Below are 1,893 nucleotides of genomic sequence, written 5' to 3'. Positions count from 1 at the left end.
ACCGCTCGAAAAGGAGCGGTTTTTTTATGTTGTGTGCCCAGCAAGCCGTTAATTGTTAGTTGGTGAAAGTCCAACCGAGGTAAGAGCCAAGTCGCCTCGTAGCTGACAGGCAACTGGTGGAGAAATCCTAAGGTTGAAGCCCTGTGATCAATTTGGACACTGACTATATTTTAGTTCCTCAAGCAATTAGGCCCAGAACCAGCAACCAAACGATAAACCATAATTTTACCAACAAATGGAAGATTTGAAATATAAACGTTCATCGCACTTAAACGCTTACTTCGTTCTTTCATGACAATGCCCTTCTTCTTCTCTTTTAACGCCTGGTTTTCCCAGCGTTTTCGTGTTTGTTCTTCTGTCAATCGATGTAGGACCACTCGAGTTGGAAGCTTTTGATACAATCCGATATAGGCTTTATGAATTTCGTGGGTTTGTCCTGGTTGTAGCTGCAACATGAGATCTTCCATGTCTAATTGAACATACTCCGACTGTTTTTTCATTCGTCCGTCCTTAAAATATTCTGGATTAGGATTCTTCTGATAAATTTGGGTGTTTAATTTTAAGCGAGAAATATAACAGGCTCCTTTCTAATTCATTTGATGGAGATCTTCCAGGTCAAAATATCCTAAGTCACGTATACATAAGTCACCTGTTTGCACTGTTTGTAAGCACGTGGAACCATAGGTTCGATCATTTTGTTTACCTGGGCCAGAGTGCACATGTAGGAATTGGCCACTGAGAAGATCGTATTCCAATTGGATCTTCACGCCAGCTGTATGACTACTTCCTCCTGATCCTTGGTAAGTTGAAGCAAAAGCATCTGGAAGTTGAAACGTAGTAGAATCGAAGATTCGTATACGCTGAAATTGAGAAGCATAACGATGAGAAAGAGCCTGAGAAGTTTGTATCTTCTGAGTAAGCAAGGAAGTGAATACGTTTTGTAGGAACCTGACTGCTCAAGGATTAAATCGTTGATTGAGTCCTTCTGGACTCATTAATACACCGGTTGAAGATTCTAGACAACAACATAGTTGAGTTAAGGAAGTATTCGCTACCTTTTGGCTTAACCATACACACAAAGCAAATAAATCTTTCGCTTGATACTTACTGGACCTCTGAACAAAACCTACTTTTTTGGCCAATTGTTTGAGGACATAAGGAGACAAAGATTGTTGCAATTCCAGTGAAAAGAGGTTCAGTTCATCTGAAACATCTCGAGACATAAAAAGCACCATCCTTTCCATCATATTACAGAAAGGATAGCGCTTTTTTCGTTTAGGGGGTAATAATTTGCCTTAGCTTGGTGGGGCATGGGGTAGCACCAACAAAACGCGAATTTCGTACGCTAAGCAAAATTTTATAAAGAAAAAGTCAATTTTCTAGACAGGTAAGAGTTTACAGTATTGTAGGTAGAAAACATATCCAGATAATTTAAACCAGCTCATATTAATTTGTTCAATAATCTTTAAGCGAATCTACTCTAAGTAAGTGGGGTAATGAAGAAAAATCTTGTATTTTATTAAAATATAAAAGGAGTAGAAAAAACTGGTTCTGGTGCAAAAAATCTCTTAAACTTGGGCATACTGATACTACTCCACAAAAGGTGTGTGTTCAGTATGGAAAAGGAGAATTTGTTCAAATGGAAGCATTATCAGCCGGAACTAATCTTATTAACAGTAAGGTGGTACCTACGGTACAATTTGAGCTTTCGTAACCTGGTGGAAATGATGGAGGAAAGAGGATTATCAATTGCTCACACAACGATTATGCGCTGGGTTCATCAATATGGACCTCAACTAGAAGAGAAAGTACGACATCATCTTAAGTCAACAAATGATTCGTGGAGAGTCGATGAAACATATATCAAAATAAAAGGTCAATGGATGTACTTAT

Annotated in this window: 1 protein-coding gene and 1 pseudogene; one reads left to right on the top strand and one right to left on the bottom strand. The window is 38.6% G+C overall.

All coding sequences use genetic code 11. The features are described from left to right. Positions 1 to 236: 236 nt before the first annotated feature. Positions 237 to 1,223 (bottom strand): annotated as a pseudogene (locus CQZ94_RS32200) (IS4 family transposase); the annotation flags it as partial. A gap of 393 nt (positions 1,224 to 1,616) precedes the next feature. Between CQZ94_RS32200 and CQZ94_RS30595 the strand changes: the two are divergent. Further along, on the top strand, positions 1,617 to 1,893 hold a 277-nt coding region (locus CQZ94_RS30595; RefSeq protein WP_142395983.1), incomplete at its 3' end, for an IS6 family transposase.

The organism is Bacillus sp. MYb209 (assembly GCF_002975175.1).
Lineage (GTDB): Bacteria > Bacillota > Bacilli > Bacillales > Bacillaceae_G > Bacillus_A.
This window is presented reverse-complemented; position numbering and strand designations above follow the sequence as displayed.